Annotated in this window: 22 protein-coding genes and 1 pseudogene; 17 read left to right on the forward strand and 6 right to left on the reverse strand. The window is 43.8% G+C overall.

Annotated features, from left to right (window positions below; genetic code table 11):
- Positions 1 to 42: 42 nt before the first annotated feature.
- The 3 genes and pseudogenes from AACT52_RS38950 to AACT52_RS38960 form a co-directional block, all read left to right on the forward strand.
- Positions 43 to 834: pseudogene (locus AACT52_RS38950) on the forward strand (family 10 glycosylhydrolase); the annotation flags it as partial.
- A 6-nt stretch (positions 835 to 840) separates the two neighbouring features.
- The gene (locus AACT52_RS38955; RefSeq protein WP_073628650.1) at positions 841 to 1,776 is read left to right on the forward strand and encodes an ABC transporter permease; all 936 of its coding nucleotides are present in this window, start codon (positions 841 to 843) and stop codon (positions 1,774 to 1,776) included.
- 605 nt (positions 1,777 to 2,381) lie between these two features.
- On the forward strand, positions 2,382 to 2,771 hold the full coding sequence (locus AACT52_RS38960) for a response regulator (protein WP_073628652.1): 390 nt from the start codon (positions 2,382 to 2,384) through the stop codon (positions 2,769 to 2,771).
- Here the strand turns inward: AACT52_RS38960 and AACT52_RS38965 are convergent.
- The gene (locus AACT52_RS38965) at positions 2,746 to 3,150 is read right to left on the reverse strand and encodes a DUF2294 domain-containing protein (protein ID WP_073628654.1); all 405 of its coding nucleotides are present in this window, start codon (positions 3,148 to 3,150) and stop codon (positions 2,746 to 2,748) included. The two genes, AACT52_RS38960 and AACT52_RS38965, sit on opposite strands and share 26 nt — an antisense overlap.
- Positions 3,151 to 3,494: 344 nt before the next feature.
- Here AACT52_RS38965 and AACT52_RS38970 point away from each other — a divergent pair, with 344 nt between their 5' ends.
- Positions 3,495 to 3,593 (forward strand): WD40 repeat domain-containing protein, encoded by a 99-nt coding sequence (locus AACT52_RS38970; protein WP_337251567.1) that lies wholly within the window; start codon positions 3,495 to 3,497, stop codon positions 3,591 to 3,593.
- A gap of 94 nt (positions 3,594 to 3,687) precedes the next feature.
- On the opposite strand, the gene upp is transcribed toward AACT52_RS38970, so the two are convergent.
- The 3 genes from upp to AACT52_RS38985 all read right to left on the reverse strand — a co-directional run bounded on the left by upp (position 3,688) and on the right by AACT52_RS38985 (position 7,175).
- Complete coding sequence (gene upp / locus AACT52_RS38975) at positions 3,688 to 4,323, reverse strand: uracil phosphoribosyltransferase (protein ID WP_073628656.1); 636 nt, start codon at positions 4,321 to 4,323, stop codon at positions 3,688 to 3,690.
- Positions 4,324 to 4,494: 171 nt separating this feature from the next.
- On the reverse strand, positions 4,495 to 5,754 hold the full coding sequence (locus tag AACT52_RS38980) for a URC4/urg3 family protein (protein ID WP_073628658.1): 1,260 nt from the start codon (positions 5,752 to 5,754) through the stop codon (positions 4,495 to 4,497).
- A gap of 161 nt (positions 5,755 to 5,915) precedes the next feature.
- Positions 5,916 to 7,175: a GTP cyclohydrolase II gene (locus tag AACT52_RS38985; RefSeq protein ID WP_073628676.1), complete on the reverse strand. Its 1,260-nt coding sequence runs from the start codon at positions 7,173 to 7,175 to the stop codon at positions 5,916 to 5,918.
- A gap of 417 nt (positions 7,176 to 7,592) precedes the next feature.
- Between AACT52_RS38985 and AACT52_RS38990 the strand changes: the two genes are divergently transcribed.
- From AACT52_RS38990 to AACT52_RS39025, 8 genes are all read left to right on the forward strand, one after another.
- The gene (locus tag AACT52_RS38990) at positions 7,593 to 8,063 is read left to right on the forward strand and encodes a tetratricopeptide repeat protein (RefSeq protein ID WP_073628693.1); all 471 of its coding nucleotides are present in this window, start codon (positions 7,593 to 7,595) and stop codon (positions 8,061 to 8,063) included.
- A gap of 30 nt (positions 8,064 to 8,093) precedes the next feature.
- The gene (locus AACT52_RS38995) at positions 8,094 to 9,152 is read left to right on the forward strand and encodes an ABC transporter substrate-binding protein (protein WP_073628695.1); all 1,059 of its coding nucleotides are present in this window, start codon (positions 8,094 to 8,096) and stop codon (positions 9,150 to 9,152) included.
- A gap of 56 nt (positions 9,153 to 9,208) precedes the next feature.
- Positions 9,209 to 9,985: an ABC transporter ATP-binding protein gene (locus AACT52_RS39000; RefSeq protein WP_073628929.1), complete on the forward strand. Its 777-nt coding sequence runs from the start codon at positions 9,209 to 9,211 to the stop codon at positions 9,983 to 9,985.
- A gap of 7 nt (positions 9,986 to 9,992) precedes the next feature.
- Entirely contained in the window at positions 9,993 to 10,820 is an 828-nt protein-coding gene (locus tag AACT52_RS39005) for an ABC transporter permease (RefSeq protein ID WP_073628697.1), read from the forward strand.
- A 305-nt stretch (positions 10,821 to 11,125) separates the two neighbouring features.
- Entirely contained in the window at positions 11,126 to 12,499 is a 1,374-nt protein-coding gene (locus AACT52_RS39010; RefSeq protein WP_073628699.1) for an FAD-binding oxidoreductase, read from the forward strand.
- Positions 12,500 to 12,650: 151 nt separating this feature from the next.
- A complete protein-coding gene (rtcA, locus tag AACT52_RS39015; RefSeq protein WP_073628931.1) occupies positions 12,651 to 13,697 on the forward strand; it encodes an RNA 3'-terminal phosphate cyclase in 1,047 nt (348 codons plus the stop codon).
- A 373-nt stretch (positions 13,698 to 14,070) separates the two neighbouring features.
- Positions 14,071 to 15,297: a TIR domain-containing protein gene (locus tag AACT52_RS39020; RefSeq protein WP_073628701.1), complete on the forward strand. Its 1,227-nt coding sequence runs from the start codon at positions 14,071 to 14,073 to the stop codon at positions 15,295 to 15,297.
- A gap of 352 nt (positions 15,298 to 15,649) precedes the next feature.
- Complete coding sequence (locus AACT52_RS39025; RefSeq protein ID WP_158054542.1) at positions 15,650 to 16,528, forward strand: tetratricopeptide repeat protein; 879 nt, start codon at positions 15,650 to 15,652, stop codon at positions 16,526 to 16,528.
- Positions 16,529 to 16,535: 7 nt separating this feature from the next.
- On the opposite strand, the gene AACT52_RS39030 is transcribed toward AACT52_RS39025, so the two are convergent.
- Together AACT52_RS39030 and ruvC are read right to left on the reverse strand one after the other, a co-directional pair.
- Complete coding sequence (locus AACT52_RS39030; RefSeq protein WP_073628705.1) at positions 16,536 to 16,916, reverse strand: hypothetical protein; 381 nt, start codon at positions 16,914 to 16,916, stop codon at positions 16,536 to 16,538.
- Between the two features lie 96 nt (positions 16,917 to 17,012).
- A complete protein-coding gene (gene ruvC, locus AACT52_RS39035) occupies positions 17,013 to 17,504 on the reverse strand; it encodes a crossover junction endodeoxyribonuclease RuvC (RefSeq protein ID WP_073628707.1) in 492 nt (163 codons plus the stop codon).
- 176 nt (positions 17,505 to 17,680) lie between these two features.
- Between ruvC and AACT52_RS39040 the strand changes: the two genes are divergently transcribed.
- The 5 genes from AACT52_RS39040 to AACT52_RS39060 all read left to right on the forward strand — a co-directional run bounded on the left by AACT52_RS39040 (position 17,681) and on the right by AACT52_RS39060 (position 24,158).
- Positions 17,681 to 19,048, forward strand: coding sequence for a gluconeogenesis factor YvcK family protein (locus tag AACT52_RS39040; RefSeq protein ID WP_073628709.1), 1,368 nt, complete (start codon positions 17,681 to 17,683; stop codon positions 19,046 to 19,048).
- Between the two features lie 51 nt (positions 19,049 to 19,099).
- Complete coding sequence (tsaE, locus tag AACT52_RS39045; RefSeq protein WP_073628711.1) at positions 19,100 to 19,555, forward strand: tRNA (adenosine(37)-N6)-threonylcarbamoyltransferase complex ATPase subunit type 1 TsaE; 456 nt, start codon at positions 19,100 to 19,102, stop codon at positions 19,553 to 19,555.
- Positions 19,556 to 20,486: 931 nt separating this feature from the next.
- On the forward strand, positions 20,487 to 21,752 hold the full coding sequence (locus AACT52_RS39050) for a DUF4336 domain-containing protein (RefSeq protein ID WP_096549432.1): 1,266 nt from the start codon (positions 20,487 to 20,489) through the stop codon (positions 21,750 to 21,752).
- Positions 21,753 to 21,915: 163 nt separating this feature from the next.
- Positions 21,916 to 22,524 carry a TetR/AcrR family transcriptional regulator gene (locus AACT52_RS39055; RefSeq protein ID WP_073628713.1) on the forward strand — a complete coding sequence of 203 codons (609 nt, stop codon included), beginning with the start codon at positions 21,916 to 21,918 and terminating at the stop codon, positions 22,522 to 22,524.
- Between the two features lie 47 nt (positions 22,525 to 22,571).
- The gene (locus AACT52_RS39060) at positions 22,572 to 24,158 is read left to right on the forward strand and encodes a DHA2 family efflux MFS transporter permease subunit (RefSeq protein WP_073628715.1); all 1,587 of its coding nucleotides are present in this window, start codon (positions 22,572 to 22,574) and stop codon (positions 24,156 to 24,158) included.
- The last annotated feature ends 68 nt before the right edge of the window (positions 24,159 to 24,226 follow it).

Consider the following 24,226-nt stretch of genomic DNA (forward strand, 5'->3'; position numbering starts at 1 on the left):
TATACCTTCGTTTAATTTTACCAGAATGTATTAGACCCAACTGAGAACCGCTATAATACGATTATCCACGGTGTTTGGGGTAATGGTTGTACGATGTACAATAGTGAGGTTATGCAGCAAACTCTGGGATATAGAAGTTGTCCTAACCAGTTTCAAGAAAAATGGTTAGATTGGTTGATTGATGAGGCACACAAACAGGGAATGCAAGTGCATGCTTATTTTGAAAAAGGTATTAAGATAGATAAAAATAGCCCAATTTATGATTTAGCAACTTCTCGGAGATGGATTGTTCCTGGTGTGGATAAAACGTACGTTGGCATTGATCATTATGTCCTTGATGTGCAGATTCCTGAGGTTGCTAGTTTATTTAAAAATATCTTAGTAGAGTTCGTTCAAAAATATCCAAATATTGATGCAGTTCAATGGGATGATTATCTAGGTTATTATGCTGAATTACCAGGTAAAATTGACCGCACCTCTAATTTAACTAATTTGTTACAAGAAATGATAACTGCAATGAAACAAGCTAACTCGACCGTGAGTTTTGATATTTGTCATCATAACCCTTATTGGGCTAAACGATATTTCGCAGCGGATTGGCAGAATTGGAATGTTGATCGAGTGTTTATTCAAGCTTATAATGAGGCGAATTTTCAAGAAGAATTAAATTATGCCAAAAATTATGCGGGAATTGCCATTACTGACCGACAATTACATCGCTTAAAAGAATTAGTAGATAACCAGGCAATCAAGAGTATTTTAGTTTTCCCTCTCTCTGGAAAACCAGAAGAAACAGCTTCTAGCTTAAAAAGCTTGACGCAAAACAACAAGTAAGATGTGATGAATAACATAAACTTCTTCTCAGACTACCTCGTTTCTAGCCTCCGTCTCGCAGTTCCCCTAGCATTTGCCGCACTGGGTGGACTTTTTTCGGAACGATCGGGGGTACTGAATATTGCCTTAGAGGGAATGTTGCTCACTGGTGCATTTACTAGTGCTGTTGCCAGTTTTTACACTGGTAATGTCTTGCTTAGTGTCTTTGCTTCTCTGATTGCTGGGGGATTGGTGGGACTACTCCATGCTTTCTTATCCGTAACTTTACGGGTTGACCAGTTGGTGTCAGGCTTAGCAATTAATCTTGTTGCCGCTGGGTTAACATCGTTTTTATCACGCTTGGTGTTTGGTGGTAGTAGCACCCAGCGCATACCTGGAATTGAACCAATTATGATTCCTGGTCTTGCGAATATTCCCCTTGTCGGACCTTTACTATTCCAGCAAGACATTCTCGTATATTTACTGTTGTTTTTAGTTTTTATCAGCACCTATATTTTGTTTAGTACCAGCCCGGGTCTTACCTTACGAGCTGTAGGGGAATATCCTAAGGCTGCTGATACAGCTGGGGTGTCAGTGCAACAGGTGCGTTACCTTGCTGTGGTAGTCAGTGGTTGTCTAGCTGCGTTGGGAGGTGCTTATTTAACTTTAGTGCAGGTAAAATACTTTGCTGAGGGAATGAGTGCTGGAAAAGGTTTTATTGCGATCGCTGCCTTAATTTTTGGCAGATGGCATCCTATAGGAACTGGGTTGGCTTGCTTGTTGTTTGGTGCTACCGAAGCTTTGCAGTTGCGAATTCAGGCATTGAATGCAAATATTCCTTATCAATTTTTGATTATGCTACCGTACATAACAGCTCTGCTTGCCCTGGTTGGATTAGCCGGTCAATCTACACCTCCAGCAGCTTTGGGAGTCCCCTACTTCAAAGAAAACCGACACCAATAGGACTTACGCACTGTAAAAAAAACCGGACCCGTGCATGCGGATGCGCGTTCGTGAGGGAAGCATTGTCTGTATCTGTAGATCAATTGCACTGCGGCGGCAAAATGTTTCACTTATCTACAATCCACGTTCCATCTGATTAACTGCATAAGTTGATTTTACTTACACCTACTTAAGAATGCAGCTATGAGGACTTATGTCTTCTAGGTTCAAAACGCTACTAAGTTGAGGTGATTTATGTAGAGATGCAGTATGGCGAGTTCCACACAATCAAAATTTTGGCGTCAGTCCTTATCAAGAGTAATGCTCTATAAAATTTAACCACAGCTAACCAAAGCTAAATTTTTTTCAAAAAACACTTGACGAAATACACATCTAATATGATGATATTTGCTTAATGTTGCCACTAGCTCTTCGTGTCCTTCCCTGGATATCAGCGCAGACACCAAGCCTTGTGAATCACAGACGAGTCACTCCATCTCAAGCCGCTAACAGCCGCCTGAAGGAAGCCTCGTACATCTTGCTAACAGGGTAACCTTCCTAAAAACGAGTTTTTTAGTCACGAGGGTTTTGATGTATGGTCCTTCTTTAAAGGTGAGGAATAATTTATGTCGGTACAGCCTTTTGTTTTAGTTGTAGAACAAGATCTACACTATTTAGAACTTCTCAATTCTCACCTTAAGTTACTCAATGTGTCGTGTATTTGTGCCAAACAAGGAATCAAGGCTTTGATTTTAGCACAAACACACCAACCAGATTTAATCCTGCTCGATATTGCATTACCTGATTTAAGTGGTTTACAGGTTATTCATTATTTAAAGCACAACCCAGAGACAGCGATGATTCCAATTATTGGAATGACAACTTTAACCAGTGAACAAGATGGAAATCCCATTCTTCTAGCAGGAGCTGATGACTGCATTACCAAACCATATAATTTTCATGAATTACAAGCCGTTATCTATCGCTATCTCACTCTTGCACAATCTTGCAATTAGCCTTAGGAATACTTTCGCGATTCCGAACCTCTGGCAATGCTTCTAAGAAAACAAGAATACCAGTGCGACCTGTTATTAAATTTGTATTGAGCAACAAGTCTACTACTGCTTTTTTAATAATCTCCTCAATCAAATCCTTGATTTGTGGAGCAATGATTTTGTTGAGATCTAATCGCACTTGTTCAGCCAAAATATCATATCCTGCCCTTAAAAGAGTTTGCTCAGGAAGGCTTACAGAATTTTCTATTGAGATTGCCAATTCTGTATCAAAAAATTGGCAAATAATTTTGCCAGGGCGATGTCCAAGTTGTTTCGTATAGAGGGAACGGATACGATGTGTTATTTCTCTTTCTAGTTGTCCAATCGTTGGTTGAGACATTTTTGCGAGGGTGATAAAAACAGTTATAGAAATAGAATATAAATGATTAATACGCAAAATAAGAATTTTTTAGTAAATTCCTCATGATAAGCTATCGCGCATTGAACTTGCACTTTTTGGGTTATGAAACTCTTGTTGTAAGGGTTTAGGACATGAAAATTGAAAGCACGACAAATGAGTAGCAAGAATCAAGCTTGCTACTATTGAGAGCAAGTATCAAAAATTATAGGTACTATAAAAAAATCTGATTGAGCCAGTAACTTTTTTGAAAAAATTTACTAGTTCAATCACATACCAACGTGATGAATCACGTCTGCAAATAAGGTTCACTGGTTTGAGCAAATATGGTTTGGAATGTGGCGTTCAGTCCTGACAGTCAGACAATTGCCTCAGCCAGTGATCATAAAACTGTTAAACTTTGGAAAGTAGCAGTTCAGGAATAAGAAGGAAAAAGGAAAAATATAATTTTTTACCTTATAGCTTTCACCTTTTACCTTCTTTTTTACGTAAAACTATACAATTTGAATACAAATCAGCTTATTTCGTCCCAAACAAGCGATCGCCTGCATCTCCCAATCCAGGAATAATGTAGCCGCTTTCATCCAAATAATCGTCAATAGCCGCAGTGTAAATAGGGACATCAGGGTGTACTTCGGTGAAATACTCAATACCTTCTGGTGCAGCGAGTATACAAACAAAGCGAATCGACTTCGGATTCGTTGATTTCAGCCGTTCCACCGCTGCTACTGCTGAATTGCCAGTTGCCAGCATCGGATCAACCACCAACACATCTCGCTTATCCACATCTTGGGGAACTTTGAAATAATATTCAACGGGAATTAGGGTTTTGGGATCACGGTATAATCCAATGTGTCCCACTCTGGCTGATGGTATAAGTTCCAGCATCCCATCCAAAATTCCCTGTCCCGCCCGTTGGATAGAAACAATCACTAGCTTTTTATCTGGCGCAAGCACTGGGGCTTTCATGGGGGCTAGTGGTGTTTTAATCAATTCATGTTTTAGAGGCAAATCTCGCGTGACTTCATAAGCCAACAGCAAGCTAATCTCTTTAATTAAGACTCGAAATTTTGCCGTGGTGGTTTCGGCTTTACGCATGAGCGTCAATTTGTGTTGAATCAACGGATGCTCGATTATTATGACTTGACTGTACATAAGCTCTAAATGTTTTATTATGCAACCACAAGACGAGCGACGGGCGTGCAACTGTCCGTTCGCTTGCCAAGGACACCAAGAAAAGAGGTATCAGTCATTAGCTTTTTGTCCATGTCAGTTGCTTTTTCCAAAGCTAATGACTAATGACTCATGACTCATGACTGCCCAGAGCTAGAATACAGTGCCGTCGCTTTCTATCTGTATGGGGGGTATACCACCCTTTCTGTGTTGAGCAGCTATTTTTCGCCCCGCTGTCCAAGTTCCACCTTGCAGGATTTTCACCAGTGGCAGTTCTTCGGCACTCATGCCCAACTTTTCGCGTACTGTGGCGGCGATGCGATCCAAGAGCATCACGGTTAGGGCACGCCACTCAACTATAACCTCTGATCCAACTGGATGAGGCTTGAGCAAAATTTCTGGGTGTTTAGGGCGCAGGAGTTCCAAATCAAGGCATAACCCCCCATTGCGATATTCTGCTAATCCAGTGAGGGCATCCAAATCTGTTATTTCCAAACCAAGTTCCTCTACAGGCTCAAGCAGAGAATAAGTAAGCCACTGGGACAGTTTGTGAAATGGCACTAAGCCATCATCAGCAACACTTGGGTGAAACCAAACATCACCCAGATTAATCCCTGCAACCTCAATTCGTCCAGACCAAATATTACCTAGTCCTTCTAAAACTGCACCCAACACTGTGGTAGCAGCTAATCGGTTATTGCCAGATTTTTCTATTAAATATTTAACCAAATTACCCGGGCGGGGGTTTTGTTCTCCAAATAAATGAGGTGAAGAAAGTAAAGCTTGACCTAATTTTTGCAACAACTGCAACCGCCCAGCAATTCCCACCAAAGGATTCTCTGCATTCACACCAAACCCATCTGCCAGTTCTTGTTCTGTTAAGGCTTGCAATCTTTCAGCATCAACTTGCAAAGGTGCTGTTTGCTTGTCACTAGAAAAAGTTCCATCGCAAAACATTTGGAAACTAGCAACTGCCAAACCTTCAGAACGCCTAAAACTTAGCTGAGTCTCCCGTTCGCGATAATACCAACGTGAGCCCGCGCCCGCATCCAATAAAACACTGATTATCGCCAAATCAAACTTGGCAACAGCTTTCTCTAAAGGCGTTAGTCCCGCTAACTGCTCATCCAACTGAGATAAACGCGGTACACCCCCAGCCTCAAAATGCCGCCACCGGCTGTGAAAAGGAATTTGCAAATCTGGGTATTCTTCCTGCATTACCTCTATTACATAATCACCCACTTTTGTCAACCGTGTCAAATCGCAACTAAAGTGATGCGACTTACCCTCAACTGCCAACGCAAACAGTTGCCCACAACGCTCCCGGATAGCATGAGGAGAACGCAAATAAGCAACCAACTCTTTGCCCTCTGTTCTTGGCGTCCTTGGCGTCTTGGCGGTTCGCATCTCCATTCTTACTGACTCCTATATCGATACACCCCTACTTATGGGGAGATGAGGAGGATGAGGAAGACAAGGGAGAGCGCAAGACGCACCGGAGAGTTTTTTTGAGGAATTCCCCTTTGTCCCTGTGTCTGGGTGTCCCTTTCTTTGTCCCCCTTATCCCCTTAAACTCAATCTACTAAAGAACGTCCCTTGACCGCAGCTAAACTGTCAGCATCCAACACCTCTCCTGTAGTGTAGTAACCGGCTGCTTTCTTCGCCTCTATCTCCACGCGGGCATCTTGGGGAATCAACTCTTCTGGAATTGGTATTCGTTCGACAATCTTAATTCCCGATTGAGTAATGGCGTTGTACTTCATATTACTCATTGATACCATACGGTCAATACGGGTAATGCCCAACCAGTGCAACACATCGGGCATCAGTTCTTGGAACCGCATATCTTCCACGCCTGCCACACACTCAGTGCGGGCAAAGTAGGAATCAGCGCGATCGCCACCCTCTTGACGCTTACGGGCATTGTAAACTAGGAATTTCGTCACCTCTCCCAAAGCACGCCCTTCCTTACGGCAGTAGACAATGACACCAGCACCACCTTCTTGTGCTGTTTGTACGCAAACTTCTATACCATGTACTAAGTAGGGGCGACAGGTGCAAATATCTGAGCCAAACACATCAGACCCGTTACATTCATCATGTACGCGTACTGCTAAGGGTTTATCGGGGTCAGTCAGGGCTGCGATATCCCCGATAATATACACAGTCACACCTCCGATTGGCGGCAAAAATACTTCCAAATCAGATCGCGTCACTAAATCTGGGAACATTCCCCCAGTTTGTTCAAATAAAGCGCGGCGTAACTCTCCTTCAGTGATTTGGAAGCGTTTGGCAATTCCTGGTAAGTACCAAACTGGTTCAATTGCGGCTTTAGTGACCACTAAATCGCCACCAGGTTTCATAATCTTGCCATCAACCTGCAAGCGTCCTTTTGCCACCGCTTCTTGTAATTCGGGTAAGTTGATGTGCGCGTTTGTGATGGCAATTGTGGGACGAATGTCATATCCCTGTGCGCAGTATGATGCAAAAACCTCACCAACCATCGCCCCAAACGGGTCAAGCGAGACAATTTTATCTGGCTCGTACCAGCTTGGGTGTGGTCCAATGTATTCTACTGGAGATGTGTTGGTAAGATCTGCCCTGTGATCTGACTGAAGTGCTCCGCTAGCCACCGCTAATGCCCTGTAAATCGCATAACCACCAGAGTGAGTGCCAATCACATTGCGGTGTGTCTGCTTAACCAGTGTGGCAATCACTGGACCGCGTTGCATTGGATCAGCTGCTCCCCATTGGATGGGAATCGGTTTAGGACCAAAGCGACTGGGATGCGAAGTGAGAACAATATGCCTGGAAACGCTTTTTTGCTTTGGCATAGTCGTTTCTTTTTCTCTTACTTTTTATCAATTCTTAGTCATTAGCGATTTCTCTACAACTACCAGCATAGTTGTGACTTGTAAAAGTATGGCATACTAATGACCCATCACTAATGACTCTAAATATCGAATCATAGAGCGATCGTATTGCAGACTACAGAAGATAGTAAATTAATTGCTAATTTTTAATTTCATTGTCCCAAGTTCCAAGCAATGAGTGCTGTCGCATTTTTTGAATTTCTAAAATTTGGCTCAGCAACGCCAGTTGCCATCGGGGGAAACCTCCTCTGGGATTTCTGTGTTGCACGTAGTGGGTTATCGGTACTCAGCAATCAGAATTTTTTAGTGATTAATTAGATCATTTAGATAATAATGTGCGAAATTTGATCCAAAGTAACTATCACCGACCTTGAATTCATGGATTCTTTATTTATCGATTCCTTACTTGAAGACTTGAAAAATCCCGAGCAAACAGTCCGCGACCAGGCGACCAGGAAAATCTGGCATATCTGGTTTCAACAAAAGGGAGTTCATGGACTGTCCATGATTGAACGCAGTCAAAAGTTAATGGATTCTGGAGAAATAGCTGAAGCCGAAGCTTTGCTGACAGAACTTATTAACGACCAACCAGATTTTGCTGAAGCTTGGAATCGCCGAGCTTTTCTTTATTATACCACTGGAGAGTATTCAAAGTCTCTGAGAGACTGTCGAATGGTCATCCAAATCAATCCAGTACATTTCGGCGCACTTCACGGTCTCGGCTTGTGTTATGTCGCGATGGGAGAGTACGTTGAAGCTATCAGAGCATTTCACCGTGCTTTGGAGATTCAACCTTATTCCCAAGTCAATCAAAAATTGATTTTGGAATGCACTTTCCGATTGAACTAAGACTAGGAGCAAAGAAAGCAAAATTTTAATATGAATCCGTCACCACGCTCATCAACAGCAATTCATACCCTGAGTCGTCGCCGGTTTATCCAGTCTGGTTCAGTGTTAATTGGTAGTAGCATCATTGCTGCTTGTGCCAATAACGACCAACCACAGTCTAAAAACTCTGGCTTGGATAAAGTCACCTTTGGTACCAACTGGGTAGCGCAAGCAGAACACGGGGGATTTTATCAGGCGATCGCGACTGGTATTTATAAAGACCACGGCTTGGATATTCGCATAAAAATGGGTGGTCCCCAAGTTGCCAGTGGAACGCAGTTGTTGATGGGTGGTGCGGTAGATTTCTTTATGGGCTATGGCATTGATGCAGTCAATGCCATAGCTCAAGGAATCCCTAAAATGACTGTAGCGGCAATCTTTCAAAAAGATCCCCAGTGTCTCATTGCCCACCCTAACACAGGAGTGAAAACTCTTGCCGACCTTAAAAGTAAGCCAATTTATCTTTCTGCTGCTGCCAATGTCACCTTTTGGCCCTTTCTTAAAGCGAAGTACGGTTTTACCGACGAACAAAAGCGCCCCTATAACTTCAATCCCGGACCTTTTCTGACTGACAAAAACTCTGCCCAGCAGGGTTATGTTACCTCAGAACCTTTCGCCATTGAAAAGCAGGGTGGATTTAAGCCTCTAGTGTTTTTATTAGCAGATTTTGGTTATCCACCTTACGCAACCACAATTGAGACAAAAAAAGAACTTGTCGAGAAAAATCCAGATTTAGTGCAGCGGTTTGTCGATGCTTCAATTAAGGGATGGTACAGCTACTTGGACAACCCAACTCCTGGTAATGAACTTATTAAAAAAGATAACCCAGAAATGACAGACGAGCAGCTTGCTTATAGTATTCAAAAGCTCAAAGAATATGGTTTACTTGTTTCTGGAGCAGCAGAAAAACAAGGGATCGGGGCGATGACTGAGGAGCGTTGGGATACAATGTTTCAGGACATGATCAAGGCTAAACTTTTTCAACCCAATACAAAATACAAAGAAGCATTTACTTTGCAATTTGTCAATAAGGGAGTGGTTCGTCGTTAGTCGTTAGTGGGGAGTGGAATTTGGGTAGTAGTAAACAACTAACAACTAACAACCAGATGGCTAATTCCGCCATTACCCTTAGTCATGTTAGCAAGGTCTATGCCAATGGCACCGTTGCCTTGCAAGACCTAAATGTCGTTATCCATCAGTCACAGTTTGTCAGCTTAGTTGGTCCTTCTGGGTGTGGTAAAAGCACAGTGCTGCGCCTCATTGCCGGACTGGGACGTGTGACTTCTGGTACTATTGACTGGGGTATCAGCCAGCAAGCACGAAAACTTGCTTTTGTTTTTCAAGACGCCGCACTTATGCCTTGGGCAAATGTTAGGGAAAATGTCCGCTTACCCTTGAAATTAACGGGAATGCCCAGGAAAGATGCAATTCCCTTGGTGCAGCAAACGCTTGCACTGGTAGGGTTAGAAGGGTTTGAAAAAAGTTATCCCCGCGAGTTATCGGGTGGGATGAAAATGCGGGTATCAATTGCTAGGGCATTAGTCACTCAGCCGAATATCCTGTTGATGGATGAACCGTTTGGGGCATTGGATGAAATTACGCGCAGCAAACTCAACCGTGACTTACTAGATTTGTGGTATCTACACCACTGGACAGTCGTTTTCGTGACACATAATATTTACGAAGCAGTGTATTTATCAAATCGGGTTCTTGTCATGGGGACAAGCCCCGGACGTATAGTAGCAGATGTCATAATTGATGCACCACACCCGCGTAGTGAGGCGTTTCGTATGTCCTCAGCATACAACGAATATTGCCACAAGGTTGCTAAACATCTAGCGTTCGCAATGGGCAATCCCAAAAATTCAATTTTGCAGTTTTGAATTGCTTATGCTGTTCATCCGTCGCCTTCAAACACAAAAGATACTTGCAAAATTTATTTCTGCTGATGTCTTGGCACCTGTGGCAATCGGCTTTTTGGCACTGGTTCTGTGGGATATCTTTGTACGGATAACAAATTTGCCTCCCTATATACTCCCCGATCCCATATTAGTATTTCAAACCCTAATTACTGATTGGAATGAGCTTTTTCCCTCGTTATTAATTACACTACAAATTACTATTTTTGCTTTCATTGCTGCTGCTATTTCTGGCTTATTGATTGCGATATTATTCGCCCAAAGCAAGTGGATTGAAAAAAGTTTATTTCCTTACGCAGTCATTTTACAAACAACACCAATTGTGGCGATCGCGCCCCTGATCATTCTTTGGCTAAAAAATAACACTTTTGCCGCCCTAGTCGTTTGTGCTTGGATAGTTGCCCTGTTTCCCATCATTTCTAACACTACACTAGGACTCAACAGCGTTGACCGCAACTTGCTTGATTTGTTTCAACTGTACAAAGCCTCCCGGTGGCAAACACTATTGTATCTCCGCTTACCCAGTGCCATGCCTTATTTTCTGGGCGGCTTAAAAATCAGTGGTGGTTTAGCATTAATTGGTGCAGTCGTTGCGGAGTTTGTTGCTGGTACTGGTGGGGCAAAAGCAGGAATTGCTTATCGCATCCTCATCTCCAGCTACAACTTACAAATTCCCCGTATGTTTGCCGCATTATTTCTCACAACAGGCTTAGGTGTTCTGATTTTTGTGAGCTTGAGTGCCTTATCTGACCTTATATTAAGTAAATGGCATGAAAGTGCAGTAAAACATGAAAATTAAAACCACAGATGAACACCGATGAACACAGATGACAAAACAATTCGCTCATTCGCTCATTCAAAATTCAAAATGGAAAACGGCTTAAAAACTTTAGTTGTGGGATACAAGCCCACTTGAAAAAAAGATGTATTTCGCTCTGGCGCAAGCGCAAGAAATACGGTGTCCTTGTTTCAAGCCCACGGAAGACAGCCGTGGGTAAAATGTTTGAATTTTGAATTGATAATTTTGAATGTTTGAGAAGCGAGTGACTGTTATCTGTGTCTATCTGTGTCCATCTGTGGTTCCATTTTTAGAAAATTCTCACTATGACTACAACACCCGTAAAATCATTTGATTTAGATGCTCTCACTGCTTCCTTAGAAGGTATTGAAACTATTACCGAGCCTACACAAGTCGCAAAATTATCCCAAGATTACCACACCTTCAGCCCGGTACTCGTACCCAAACTCGAAGGAAAAGTCGGGGATCTAGTTGTGCGTCCTGCGAACCAACAAGAGGTATTAAAAGTAGCAGCAGCTTGCGTGAAACACAGAGTCCCCGTCACAGTGCGCGGTGCAGGAACGGGGAATTACGGGCAATGCGTACCGTTACATGGAGGCGTCATTATAGATATGACGCGAATGCAAGAAATACCCTGGGTGAAACCAGGAGTCGCGCGGGTTGAAGCTGGGGTAAAGTTGGCAGCGTTGGATAAAAAAGCACGAGAAATCGGTTGGGAAATGCGGATGGCACCCTCAACTTACCGCACAGCGACAATTGCCGGATTTGTAGCAGGTGGTAGCGGCGGAATAGGGTCGATACAATATGGTTTGTTAGGTGACAGGGGCAATCTTCTAGCTTTACAAGTCGTGACAATGGAAGATGAACCGCGTGTCATTGAACTGCGCGGCGACGACGTGCAAAAAGTCAACCATGCCTGGGGCATCAATGGTATTATTACTGAAGTCGAAATCCCATTAGGACCAGCTTACCCTTGGGCAGAAGTGATTGTTACCTTCCCAGAATTTATGGCGGCGGCAAGCTTTGGTCAAGCTTTAGCTAATGCTGATGGGATGATTAAGAAAGAGATTAGCATTTTTGCATCCCCAATTCCACAGTATTTTGCACCTCTGCGAGAGTATATTCCTGATGGAACTCACGCCGCTTTACTGATGCTTGCTGAACCGAGTTTAGAATTCTTGCCTGGGTTAGTACAGCAATATGGGGGTAAGATTACATATCAAAAACCAGCTATTGATGCAGCAAAAGGGACGCACTTAGGGGAATTTACTTGGAACCACACCACCTTACACGCCCGGACTGTAGATACTTCCATCACCTACTTGCAAAGTATATTCCCTGCCAATGTAGAGACGAAACCTGGCGCGTCTTTACAACTGGTAGAGCAACTGTATCACCACTTTGGCGATGAGGTGATGATGCATTTGGAATTTATTCGAGTCAACGGTGCGATCGCTCCTGCGGCTTTGCAACTTGTGCGCTACTCTACAGAAGAACGCCTCAATGAAATTATCCGCTATCACGAAGAGCGCGGTGTGTTTATTGCAAATCCCCACACATATATTATTGAAGACGGTGGGAGAAAAGTTATTGATCCAGAACAGTTAAAGTTTAAGGAAATGGTTGACCCCTATGGGTTGATGAATCCTGGTAAGAGCAAAGTGTTGGAATTTAAATAATGCCCATAGGGCAGGCTACGCTAACAGAATTAGGAAACCACAGATAAACACCGATGAAGATTTATCTGTGTCCATCTGTGTCCATCTGTGGTTTGATTTCAAAAATCGTGGGGACAATCCAAAATTTAAAAGACAAAATCTGAAATTGTCCATGATTCACATCGACGGTTCCTACGGTGAAGGCGGCGGGCAAATTCTCCGCACCTCCCTAAGTCTAGCTGCTATTACTGGTCATCCCATCCGGATAGGGAACATCCGCGCCGGACGCCCAAAACCGGGACTTGCAGCACAACACTTGACAGCAGTTCGCGCTGCTGCTGCAATTTGCAACGCCAAAGTGCAGGGGGATGCTTTGGGTTCGACGGCGCTGGAGTTTATTCCTGGTAGTGCTGTACAAGCGGGAAATTATACCTTTGATGTCAGTGAAGCGCGAGAAGGCGGTTCGGCTGGTGCTGTGGGTTTAGTGTTACAGACTGTTCTCTTGCCTTTGGTGCTGGCTACTGGTGACTCTCAGGTAACACTTAAGGGCGGGACTCACGTCACCCACAGCCCTTCCATAACTTACATTCAACAAGTTTATTTACCAACTGTGCAACGCATGGGTGTGCAAGTTGAGGTGGAACTGAAGGCTTGGGGGTGGTATCCCCAAGGTGGGGGAGAAGTGCAGTTGTTAATAAGTGGTGGTAGCATTGGCGGGATCAACTTGGTGGAACGTGGCGACTTACAACAAGTGCGGGGATTAGCAGTCGTCACGGAATTACCTTCTCACATTCCCCAAAGGATGGCGAGTCGTGCTGAGAATGTGTTGCGTGAAGCCCAATTGAAACCATCTGTGCAGCCATTGCGAGCAAAAGGTGTCGCACCAGGGGCGGGTTTGTTTCTCACTGCTGAGTACGAGAATAGCTTAGCTGGGTTTGGTGCGTTAGGGCGCATTGGTTTGCCAGCAGACAAAGTAGCAGATATGGCTTGCGAGGAACTGTTGAAGTTTCATGAAACAGGCGCACCCGTAGATGAACATTTAGCGGATCAGTTATTATTGCCAGCTGCTTTGGCATCAACGAGGAGTGAGTACCGAGTGCCTGAGGTGAGTACGCACTTGACGACGAATGCTTGGGTTATTGAGCAATTTGGGTTAGCGCGAGTTAAGGCGGATGAGGTTGATAAAAGGGTGGTGGTGGAACCTTTGGGGAACAGTTGACGGTGATGGGTTTGCCAAGGCTGTTTTATTTGACAAAGATTTTACAGTAGCAGCTTATGTCACTCACTTACAGCGCTTTTCAAGTAAATAAACCACGCTTTAGGGGCTGTTCTGTGCCGTGCCCCTACGAAAATCTGTGGTTCAATTAACTGAAAATAGCTGTAAAGAAAATTGACTTGAGAAGACCAAATGGGAAGTTTTTGAGTTGCTGTTCATCTGGAATTTGCGGCTTGCTGTATGTAATTATATGTAATATCCAGGATTTAGATTTCTCAGTGGCTTTGAGTGACTTGATATCTACCAAGTCAGATCGGCACAAGAAAAATTAACTGAAAATTTCAGTGCTAAATCGTATCTACCATAAAGTCTTTAGATGAATAGTGGAACTCCAGTCAACAAAATCTTGATTTTGGCAGCGAATCCGAAAGGTACAAGCAGACTGCGTTTAGACGAAGAGTTTCGCGAAATAAAGAATGGGTTAAGACAATCAAAAGGACGCGACCAATTTAAAATTGAATTGGCAGCAGCAGTGCGCTACAGAGATATTCATCGAGAAATCATGTACTTCCAGCCACAGATTGTCCATTTTTCAGGACATGGATCTGGACAAAAGGGTTTGGTATTTGAGGATGAAACAGGGCAAGAAAAGTTAGTAGATGCAGAGGCGCTAGCTGGATTGTTTGAGTTGTTTGCAGAACACGTAAAGTGTGTATTACTCAATGCTTGTTTTTCGGAGATTCAAGCGAAGGCGATCGCGCAACATATTGATTACGTCATTGGCATGAGCAAAGAAATAGGCGATAAGGCGGCAATTGAATTTGCCGTTGGTTTTTACGATGCTTTGGGAGCGGGAAAATCTGTTGAATATGCCCATAAACTAGGCTGTAGAGTCATCCGAGCCGCAGGTATTCCAGAGTCTTTAACTCCAAAACTGCTGAGCAAAAACCAGTTGTGGACGGAAAACGCAAATACAACTCCTCCATTTTTTGCCGATAGTGTTGCCGAGCCACAATTTACTAGTAGCACATCTAATATCAAGCAGGGAACCCAAACTCAAGTAAACTACACGCACCCGCAAGATTTACTACCATCTGAGAACTGGAAACAAGCAAATATAGAGAATATGGAAGTTTTCTTATCTTACTCTCCAAATGATGAATCGCTGCGAAAGCAACTGGAAAAGTCTTTAAGTATTTTGGAGTCACAAAGTATTATTAGAATTTGGTATCAAAGTAAAATTGCTCCAGGGAAAAATAAGAAGGTTGAGATTGAGCAGCATCTGAACTCAGCCCGTATAATTCTCCTACTTATTAGTCCGAATTTTCTTTCTTCAGTTTACCACCTTAACTATGAGGTTAAGCGAGCAATGGAAAGACGAGAATGCGAAGGAACTCTCGTTATTCCTGTATTTCTCAGTTCAGTCGCAAGTTGGCAAACCTTCAAGCTTGGTAAGTTCAACATTGGTGATCTCCAGCCTTTACCTAAGAATGGCAAGTTTGTAACTGATAGAAGATATTGGAAAAGTCAAAATGAAGCTTTCGTTACCATTGCTGAAGAATTTGCAGAAGAAATTGGCAAAATATCGGGCGAATTACCTTAAATGTACATTTAGAAATTTTGACTATTAAAGCAGTTAATACGAAGAATTTATTAAGAGATGCAGTCGAACTAAATTGTCATTTATGTCTTTATTTTCCATATTTACCAGAACTATAAAAATTTGTTTTTACTACTCTTACAAAGATGAAAAACTGCGGAAAAAACTAGATACACAACTTACTAGTTTGAAACAACAGAATACAGTGAAAATATATTGGAAATGTCAATCAGTAACAGGAAGAAACTCGAAGCATGAAAATTACCGATACCTGAATAAATCTAATGTGATTGTTTTGCTAGTTAGTCCAGATTTTATGGATTCGGATGATGGTTGGGAAATTGGAAGGCGGGCTATGAAACTGTACAATACTGGAAAAGCCCTTGTTATCCCTGTTAAACTCCGCCAAATTGATCACTGGGAGGCTACACCATTCAGAGACTTACAGCCTTTGCCTATCAATGGCGAACCTGTAGATAACAGAAGATTTTGGATAAACCAGAATGAAGCATTTGTAAATATTGCTCAAGGTATTAGAGAAGAAATTGAGAAATTGGAACAAGAGCAGAGGCAACGACAGTTTACTATAGCAGAACAAGCTGCAATTTTTGCACCTATTAACAGTTTAATTTCTAACCAATTCTTTCAGAGAATTATTCGCTCTCCAAACATATCCACTCGCTCAGTTCCTATTGCGGTTGGTGTTTTGGCAGTTACTGCATTGGCATTTTATAACTTTTCCGCAAAAAATCCGGCAGAAAGCTTCTTTAATCAGGGAGAGCAAAAAAGTGAAAAAAGCTACTCTCAACAAAATCAGGCAAAAAACTTCTTTAATCAGGGAAAGAAAAAAAGCGGAAACGGGCAATATTTAGGAGCAGTTAAAGACTACAATCAAGCTATTCAAATTGATCCAAACTATACTGATGCATACATAGGACGTGGTGATGCCCACTATTTCCTAAAAGATTATGAGGCAGCAATCGAAGATTATACACAAGTTATTCGTCTCGTTCCTGACTTGGCTGATGCCTACATGATTCGCGCTATTGCTCGCTGCGAGTTAAGAGACAAGCAAGGAGCAATTAAAGATAATCGGGAGGCAGCGACTCTCTATGCAAAACAAGGAGCAACAGCAAAACATAACAAGGCTCTCAAAAGGCTCAAATGCATCGAGGCAGTCAGTCATGCTCCTCCAATTCAGCTCAATAAACAATACAGTTCTTTATTAAACTAGAAGTCATCTAGCGAATTGTAGAATAGGCTCGTGCTTTAAGTAAAATCATCAAATGTTGCAGCTGCTCGTAAACGTCCAATTCTGCTACTTCCATTGGAGTGAGTGTTGCTTCGCGGTTTTTTTGCAGCAAAATTTGCAGGCGTGTTTGAGCAGAGGGTGTAACCTTAAAAGCAACAATTTCTTCTGGTGTTGGACGCTTAAGTAAGAAATCAAGAACCTCTTGATAAACGGCGGGAATATCTGTAGAACTGTCTTTGAGTTCTGGCTCAATTGGTGTTGACAAGTTGGCAAGATCTAAAAGTTGCCAAAGCAGTTCGGGTAAACGATTTTGCAGAGGTTTTAGACGTTGAGCCAGTTCATCGGAAATTTGAAGAGTTAATTCTGCCATCGTTGTTCGTTATTGATGCTCTTGTTGCACCTTAGCACGAGAAAAGGGCGATGGCATCCAAAGTCTTGAGCAGCTACAAATTCTCTTTTTACAAACCTAAATCTGAAACCACGCCGTCAGCGCTACTGCTAAAGCATCGGCGGCGTCATCTGGCTTAGGTATGACATCCAAATTCAACTCCCGCGCCACTGCTTCCTGGACTTCCTGTTTGTCAGCATTACCATATCCGGTTAACGCTTGTTTAATTTGGGCAGGGGTAAATTCTACAGTCGGTAATTTATGCTGCCCCAATACCAACATGACAACTCCCCGCGCTTGTGCCACGAGGATAGTATTTGCCATACGATAGAAGAAGAGTTTTTCAATTGCTACCAACTCAGGTTGAAATTCTTTGATCAGGGTGTGCAAATCGTCGTACAACGTACATAGCCGCTGTCCCACTTCCGTGCCAGCTGGCGTATTGACAACACCAAAATCTAGTAGGTTTACTGAATCATGTTGCACACTGTTTTGATTTTTTTGGCATATGATCGCCCCAAATCCTAAAATTGCCAGTCCTGGATCTATTCCTAAAATTCGCTGTTCCATTGATTTGTTGTTTCTGTTGACCAAAAGGCGTAATAACTCGGCATACTGGCAACTTAGACTATGCACTTTTGGTCTAATGAGATTGAAAAATCTAATAATTCCGCACTTCTTGGGTTTAAATCAAGTAGTGTACATTTTCTGTTAATCATTGTTAGTAGCACTGCTCCAAATCAGGTATGTCAATTGGTTTTCTCAGACAAGCCCTCAACGCCTTGCAAAAGCAGTCACGTCGTCGCACTTCCCATCGAGTTAACCAGTGGTTCAAGTGGTTATCTCCTGGGCTATCGGTGAAACGATGGTTGCTAATTAGTGTTGGAGGTGTAATTTTAGCAAGTCTGGGATTTGCTATCTGGATTAGGCTAACGCCAATTTTTCGGGCAATTGAGTTTTTGAGGGAGATTCTGGGATTCATCACCGACATTCTACCGTACTACATTAGCGGACCTTTGGTGATACTGGGCGGCTTGCTGTTGCTTTTATGGGGACAAACTCGGACAGTAAGTTCAATTACTCAGGTACTGCGTTCAGAAGGCGATGAAGAACTTATTGATGTTCTCTTGGCGCATCGCCGATTGTACCGGGGACCGAAAATTGTCGCAATTGGGGGTGGTACCGGACTTTCCACATTGCTTAGGGGCTTGAAAGTTTACAGCGCCAATATTACCGCGATTGTCACTGTAGCTGATGATGGCGGTTCTTCAGGGCGGTTGCGCCAGGAATTTGGCGTCCTCCCACCAGGAGATATTCGCAATTGTTTGGCAGCACTGGCTGACGAAGAAAAGTTATTGACAGAACTGTTCCAGTACCGCTTTAAGGCTGGAGAGGGGTTGCTAGGTCATAGTTTTGGCAATTTGTTTTTGACGGCGATGAGTGATATTACTGGCGATTTGGAAAGAGGTGTCGCCGCCAGTTCCAAAGTCCTAGCCATCCGGGGACAAGTTTTGCCAGCAACTCTCAGTGATGTGCGCCTTTGGGCTGAGTTATCCGATGGTCGCCGCATACAAGGAGAATCTAAAATTACCGAAGCCGGTGGTAATATTGTCAAGATTGGCTGCATTCCGGAAAATCCTCCAGCTTTGCCAGCCGCTATTAAGGCAATTAAAGAAGCCGATTACATTATCATGGGTCCTGGCAGTCTTTATACCAGCGTTATTCCCAATTTGCTGGTACCAGAAATTGCTGATGCGATCGCCGCCTCCCAAGCACCGCGTATTTACGTATGCAACATCATGACACAGCCTGGAGAAACTCAGGGATACACCGTTGCTGACCACATCCGGGCAATTGATGCTGCTTGCGGCAGACCTCTATTTAATGCTGTACTGGTACACAAAAAATCTCCTAGTCCGCGCGCACTTATCCGCTACGCCCAACAAGAATCGCATCCTGTTTTCGTGGATCGAGAAGCCATAGCCCAGTTGGGGCGGCGGATTGTTCTAGCTAATGTGATGCATGAAGATGAAACAGGTTGCGTGCGTCACAACTCCGAACGACTGGCGCGAGTCTTGTGGCGGTGGTATAGTGGAGCTCATCATGGAAAGTGAGGATATAAGGGACAAGGGGACAAGGGGAGAACTCTTGATTATTGACTGATGATGAAAATTTTTTTGGCAGATGCAGCGGCGACGCGAAAGCTTGGAATTGCTCTCGGTCAATCGCTGAATGCTGGCAATGTTATTTTACTTCAAGGTGATTTAGGTGCTGGCAAAACGACTTTGGTGCAAGGTATTGGGTTCGGCTTAGGCATCAGCGATCCAATTGTTAGCCCAACTTTCACCCTTATTAACGAGTACATGGAAGGACGCCTTCCCCTTTACCACCTAGATTTATATCGTTTGGAACCAAAACAAGTCGCCGCCTTAAACCTAGAAACCTACTGGGAAGGTGTTGAGGTCACACCAGGAATTGTCGCCATTGAGTGGGCAGAACGTATGCCCTACAAACCAGACAGCTATCTTGGTGTTCGCTTGACTTATGCAGATGAAGCCACTCGTCAAGCTGAAATTACGCCGCATAATTGCACCATAAGCGAAGAAATAGCCTCGATATGAATATAATCTGAATCCTTACGCGTGGAGCGCACAGTAACAGGCTTGGTAATCAAGCAAAATGCTTCTTGTCGAGAACCATCGGCAACTACAGCATGGTAATACCAATTGAAACATGATTGCGACTTTCACAAAGCGCTAAAAGCGATTACCAAGAACTGTTTCACAATCACGCCACAAGACTCAACGAGGGAACCTTCCTCCGGGTTCACCAGTCGCCTAGGTCGGGAAACCCTCCTGCAGCGCTGGATTCACCGCACCGCAGTGGCTGCAAAATCTAAAATCTAAAATCCAAAATGGTATAAGTGGATTCAAGCAGCCAAGAATCCCACGGTTGTTATGACACATTCTCGCTTTGCTCAAATGTGTTAGCCGTGGGAGCGTTAAATCTACCACTACCACGCTCATCATTTAGATTAGCTAAGATTGTCATCTTAATTACCAAACCTCACTTGCAAAATTTTTTAACAGGAGGTATTTCCAGCATTGATATTTGCTAGCTCCCTTACCTATGTAAGCAAATGAACACGTAGAATTACTTGATACTTTATGAATTTTGTATAAAATAAAAACGTATTAAGTAAAGAAACCTCTACTTAATACGTTCAAAAGCTGACACTTGTGGCTGCAAAGACGGACTCAGCAACGCTTCCCCAAGGTGAATCACCCAGCGCGATTTTTAACTGAATTCCGCGAAATTGCTGATCCCTGTTAACTCCTGTTTTGCAGTCTAAGGAGTCCAACGAGTGGTTTGCGATTCCAAAGATGTATGGCAGATGAAAGTTACTGCTTGGAAGGAGAAGGGGAACAGGTTAAACTTATGACTGAAAGTTGGTGCCTTTGTTGTAGATGGTTCAGGACAGCGCTACGAAATCACTGCCCAAGCAAGTAAGCTGGTAGATAACGGGTTAGCAATGGTTTGTATAAAGGTTTGATGAGCATTGGGAAGAGCGGAAGGGGGCATGCAGTGGGTCATGATCAACGTGTAGGAAACGCAGAACAGATTCATCCGAGGGACTTTTCATGGTCGTTCTGGTTTACTTTGCCACTCTACCCATACGGCAAGCGGCGGACAATCCGCAAAGAAGTGGTAAAAGATACTGTCTGGACTTTTGACCAACTCCAGGGCATATTCTACGTTGTCGTGCCTGTTCGCATGACCGTCGTTAAGTTACAGGGCGGCGGACTGCTCGTGTATGCGCCCGTTGCGCCAACAAGGGAGTGTATCCGCCTCGTTAAGGAATTGGTGGAACAACACGGCAACGTCAAGTACATCATCCTCCCAACCATCTCCGGCATAGAACACAAAGTTTTCGTTGGTCCGTTTGCCAGATACTTTGCCAACGCACAGGTATTTGTAGCTCCAAATCAGTGGAGTTTCCCGCTCAATCTTCCACTCAGTTGGCTTGGCTTGCCCCCCAAACGCACTTCATTACTCCCAGAAGACAGCAGGCAAACCCCCTTTGCCGACGAGTTTGATTATGCCATCCTCGGTCCGGTCGAACTTGGACCAGGTCGGTTTGAAGAAGTTGCATTTTTTCATAGGCGATCGCACACCCTGCTTGTAACAGACTCAGTGGTTTCCGTACCAGAAGAACCGCCGGCGATCGTCCAATTAGATCCATACCCCTTGCTGTTCCATGCCAAAGACAACGCCTCTGATATAGTTGAGGATAATCAGGCAAATCGCCGTAAGGGATGGCAGCGCATCTCGTTGTTTGCTTTGTACTTCCAACCAAGCGTGCTGGAAATACCCACATGGAGTGAGGTGTTTCGCAATGCCCTCAAAGCACCAGAGCGTTCAAAGAAAGCTTATTTCGGGTTATTTCCCTTCCAATGGCAGGAGGACTGGAAGCGGTCATTCGATGCACTGCGAGGGAATGGTCGTCTGTTTGTAGCACCAATTTTACAAACTCTCATTCTCAACCGCGCACCCAAGGAAACTATCGACTGGGCTGATAAGGTGGCAAGTTGGGACTTCCAGTGGATTATTCCCTGTCACTTTGACTCACCAATTCAAGCTCAGCCGCATCAATTTCGACAAGCATTTTCCTTTCTTGAAAAGCAGCCTGCTGTTAGTGCGGGCTTGTTCAGCAATAGTAGTTATCTCTTACCCGAGGAAGATTTTAAACTACTTAGGGAAATTGACAAAGGTTTAAACAAGTTTGGTATTGTACCGGCAGCGAAGGAACTGAAATAAGCCAAAAGAAGAATTCAGAATTCATATTAGGTTCTTCCACACGTGTAGAGACGTTGCATGCAACGTCTCTACAGAGAACGTGAATCCTACCAAAAATCCTTAACTGAACGGTATTGCTTTTCAAGTCTCACTATAATGTAAGTAAGTACTTGCATTACAAATTATGAACAAGACTGCTCGTTCTGCTGCCCTTACGCGTACCCGGATTATTCAAGCTGCTATGCAAGTCTTTGCTGAGGCAGGATTGCACGGTGCGACAACTCGTGAAATTGCTCGTGTTGCTGGCGTTAACGAAGTCACCTTGTTTCGTCACTTTGCCAGTAAAGAGCAACTGTTGGGTGCGGTGATTGAAAACGCGCTGGCACTTCAAACAGAAGCCCTTGCCCATCCAGAGGAATGGACAAATGACCTGATGAGGGATTTAAGGCACTTTGCCCAGCTTTACAACTCTATGCTGGAAGCAACAGAAGACCTGATCCGCACTTTTATTGGGGAAGCCAAGCGGCATCCAGACGCAGCCCGACGTGTGATACAAGAAGCCGCCAAACCAGTCAAAGAAAAGCTGATAGCTTATTTGGAAACTGGTCAAGCACGGGGCACAGTGCGAGCAGATGTGAATTTGGCAGTAGCTGTTGATATGTTCACAGGGATGCTGCTTGCAGGAATGTTGCGGCGTAATGCGCCATCTACTTTATTAAGCTATAGCCAACAAGACTACCTCGAATCTTGCGTCGATATTTTTGTGCGGGGTATCAGTACGGCTTTTATTTAATTTTTTAATTTAATTTTTCAGCTATTTTTCAAGTTTCATCATTATTTATGGCTCGCACTCAAAGTAGACATACAGTATCTCATCAAGCTGAACCAAAGTGGCTTAAATGGGCGATCGCCATCACGGCTTCCCTCGGTGCTATCTTAGAAGTCATCGATACAAGCATTGTCAACGTTGCTTTGACAGAGATGCAAAGCAGCTTAGGAGCAACCATCACCGAAATTGGTTGGGTTGTGACAGGCTACGCACTTGCCAACGTAATTTTGATTCCTTTGACTGCTTGGTTAGGTGACTATTTTGGACGCAAGACTTACTTTATCTTTTCTCTGATTGGCTTTACCATTTCATCTATTCTATGTGGATTCGCGATCAATCTCCCCATGCTGATTGTTTCGCGGATTTTGCAGGGATTATGTGGGGGTGGGCTACTGGCAAAAGCACAGGCAATTTTGTTTGAGACCTTTCCCCCCAGTCAGCAAGGGTTAGCACAGGCAATCTTTGGGGTTGGTGTGATTGCAGGTCCGGCAATTGGTCCAACTTTGGGAGGTTTTCTCACCGATAATCTAGGATGGCGCTGGATTTTCTTTATTAACCTGCCGTTTGGGATTCTGGCAGTGATGATGGCTTTAACGTTCTTACCAGGTGACGACATCAACCATAAACCAATCAGCAAAAAAGTCGATTGGTTGGGCATTGGATTGTTGGCGATCGCACTCGGTTGTCTGCAAGCCTTCCTAGAGGAGGGGGAGAAGGAAGATTGGTTTCAATCTGGTTTTATCACCACACTGGCAATTGTCAGTGTGGTAGGGCTGGCGTTATTCATCTGGCGCGAGTTGACTACTGATAGTCCTGCGGTGAATCTAGGAGTTTTGCGACATCGTTCGCTGGCTGCTGGAAGTCTCTATTCTGCCGTGTTGGGAATGGGACTTTACGGTGCTTTATTTGCAGTGCCCATCTTTGCCCAAAGCGTGCTGCATTACACGGCAACTCAAACTGGTATGTTGCTGTTTCCTGGTGCGTTAGCATCTGCTGTAACCATGCTGATGCTTGGACGAATTACGAGTAAAATTGATCCCCGTTTGATTATTGCTGGCGGAGGCATTCTCACCAGCTTAGTCATGTTTCAGCTTGCAAGCATCAACCCAGATACAGGTAGCGATGACTTATTTTATCCCCTGCTTTGGCGTGGAGTAGGAACAGTGATGATGTTTTTGCCCTTAAGTTTGGCAACCATCGGTCCTTTGCCGAAGGAAGATATCTCTGCCGGTTCCGGGTTTTATAATCTTACCCGTCAGTTGGGAGGAAGTATTGGAATTGCAGTACTGACGACATTGCTAGCACAACGGCAAGCATTCCATCGGAAAATACTGGTTGAGCACGTTACCCCCTATGATTATGCTACCAATCAACGTCTCTCCATGCTGGAAAATGCTTTACAAGGTCGCGGAGAAGATGCAGCTACAGCACACCAACAGGCACTTCAAATTCTGAACCAAACAGTTGATACCCAAGCTCAGATTTTGTCATTTGAAGATATCTTTTGGATTGTCGGGGTAGCTTTTCTGGTAACGCTACCGCTTCTCCTACTTTTAGGTAAACGAAAACCCACAGCGGATTTACCAGCAGCTCACTAATATCATGTCCGATTAAATACTTATAATAAATTTTTTGTAGGGTGGGCATTGCCCACTCATATCTTAAA

The organism is Scytonema sp. HK-05 (assembly GCF_963872035.1).
Taxonomy (GTDB): domain Bacteria; phylum Cyanobacteriota; class Cyanobacteriia; order Cyanobacteriales; family Nostocaceae; genus Kalymmatonema.

What these genes read in the sequence shown, in the direction of transcription:
- AACT52_RS39060 (WP_073628715.1), top strand. Translation starts at nt 22,572, where the DNA reads ATGGCTCGCACTCAAAGTAGACATACAGTATCTCATCAAGCTGAACCA.
- AACT52_RS38990 (WP_073628693.1), top strand. Translation starts at nt 7,593, where the DNA reads ATGGATTCTTTATTTATCGATTCCTTACTTGAAGACTTGAAAAATCCC.
- AACT52_RS39050 (WP_096549432.1), top strand. Translation starts at nt 20,487, where the DNA reads ATGAGCATTGGGAAGAGCGGAAGGGGGCATGCAGTGGGTCATGATCAA.
- AACT52_RS38970 (WP_337251567.1), top strand. Translation starts at nt 3,495, where the DNA reads ATGGTTTGGAATGTGGCGTTCAGTCCTGACAGTCAGACAATTGCCTCA.
- AACT52_RS39005 (WP_073628697.1), top strand. Translation starts at nt 9,993, where the DNA reads ATGCTGTTCATCCGTCGCCTTCAAACACAAAAGATACTTGCAAAATTT.
- AACT52_RS39030 (WP_073628705.1), bottom strand. Translation starts at nt 16,916, where the DNA reads ATGGCAGAATTAACTCTTCAAATTTCCGATGAACTGGCTCAACGTCTA.
- AACT52_RS38965 (WP_073628654.1), bottom strand. Translation starts at nt 3,150, where the DNA reads ATGTCTCAACCAACGATTGGACAACTAGAAAGAGAAATAACACATCGT.
- AACT52_RS38995 (WP_073628695.1), top strand. Translation starts at nt 8,094, where the DNA reads ATGAATCCGTCACCACGCTCATCAACAGCAATTCATACCCTGAGTCGT.
- AACT52_RS38980 (WP_073628658.1), bottom strand. Translation starts at nt 5,754, where the DNA reads ATGGAGATGCGAACCGCCAAGACGCCAAGGACGCCAAGAACAGAGGGC.
- ruvC (WP_073628707.1), bottom strand. Translation starts at nt 17,504, where the DNA reads ATGGAACAGCGAATTTTAGGAATAGATCCAGGACTGGCAATTTTAGGA.
- AACT52_RS39010 (WP_073628699.1), top strand. Translation starts at nt 11,126, where the DNA reads ATGACTACAACACCCGTAAAATCATTTGATTTAGATGCTCTCACTGCT.
- tsaE (WP_073628711.1), top strand. Translation starts at nt 19,100, where the DNA reads ATGAAAATTTTTTTGGCAGATGCAGCGGCGACGCGAAAGCTTGGAATT.
- AACT52_RS39020 (WP_073628701.1), top strand. Translation starts at nt 14,071, where the DNA reads ATGAATAGTGGAACTCCAGTCAACAAAATCTTGATTTTGGCAGCGAAT.
- AACT52_RS38960 (WP_073628652.1), top strand. Translation starts at nt 2,382, where the DNA reads ATGTCGGTACAGCCTTTTGTTTTAGTTGTAGAACAAGATCTACACTAT.
- AACT52_RS38955 (WP_073628650.1), top strand. Translation starts at nt 841, where the DNA reads ATGAATAACATAAACTTCTTCTCAGACTACCTCGTTTCTAGCCTCCGT.
- AACT52_RS39040 (WP_073628709.1), top strand. Translation starts at nt 17,681, where the DNA reads ATGTCAATTGGTTTTCTCAGACAAGCCCTCAACGCCTTGCAAAAGCAG.
- rtcA (WP_073628931.1), top strand. Translation starts at nt 12,651, where the DNA reads ATGATTCACATCGACGGTTCCTACGGTGAAGGCGGCGGGCAAATTCTC.
- AACT52_RS39000 (WP_073628929.1), top strand. Translation starts at nt 9,209, where the DNA reads ATGGCTAATTCCGCCATTACCCTTAGTCATGTTAGCAAGGTCTATGCC.
- AACT52_RS38985 (WP_073628676.1), bottom strand. Translation starts at nt 7,175, where the DNA reads ATGCCAAAGCAAAAAAGCGTTTCCAGGCATATTGTTCTCACTTCGCAT.
- upp (WP_073628656.1), bottom strand. Translation starts at nt 4,323, where the DNA reads ATGTACAGTCAAGTCATAATAATCGAGCATCCGTTGATTCAACACAAA.
- AACT52_RS39055 (WP_073628713.1), top strand. Translation starts at nt 21,916, where the DNA reads ATGAACAAGACTGCTCGTTCTGCTGCCCTTACGCGTACCCGGATTATT.
- AACT52_RS39025 (WP_158054542.1), top strand. Translation starts at nt 15,650, where the DNA reads ATGAAACTGTACAATACTGGAAAAGCCCTTGTTATCCCTGTTAAACTC.